Source organism: Ralstonia sp. VS2407, from assembly GCF_052950655.1.
Genome location: NZ_JBRFVG010000259.1, coordinates 1 through 466, shown reverse-complemented (window position 1 = coordinate 466; position 466 = coordinate 1). Strand labels below are relative to the sequence as shown.

At 36.3% G+C, this 466-nt stretch carries 1 protein-coding gene; it reads left to right on the top strand.

From position 1 onward, the window contains the following. Positions 1 to 466: coiled-coil domain-containing protein (locus tag ACU8YE_RS24925; RefSeq protein ID WP_446930221.1), on the top strand; the 466-nt coding region annotated here is incomplete at both ends.

Below are 466 nucleotides of genomic sequence, written 5' to 3'. Positions count from 1 at the left end.
AGCGTAGCGTTGCCATCCGCAGCATTTGCAGATGAATACGATACAAAGATTCAACAACAAGATCAAAAAATTAATGCGTTAACTAGCCAAATGACAGATGCAGAAGCAAAAGTTGCCGCGATTGAAAATGATATGGTTGAAACGGCCAAACAAATCGATACATTAACAGCTAAAAAGAACAAGCTATCATCAGAAGTATCTAAATTATATAGTGAAATTTCTGATTTGAATGTCCGTATTCAAAAACGTGAAGTACAAATGACAAAACAAGCACGCGATGTCCAAGTGAATGGTCAAAGTGATTCAATTATTGATGCTGTCTTAGATGCAGATTCAGTAGCAGATGCAATTGGTCGCGTTCAAGCGGTCTCAACAATGATGAGCGCCAATAATGAATTACTAGAACAACAAAAAGAAGACAAAGCCACTGTTGAAAAGAAAACAAAGAATGTTGAAAAACAAATTG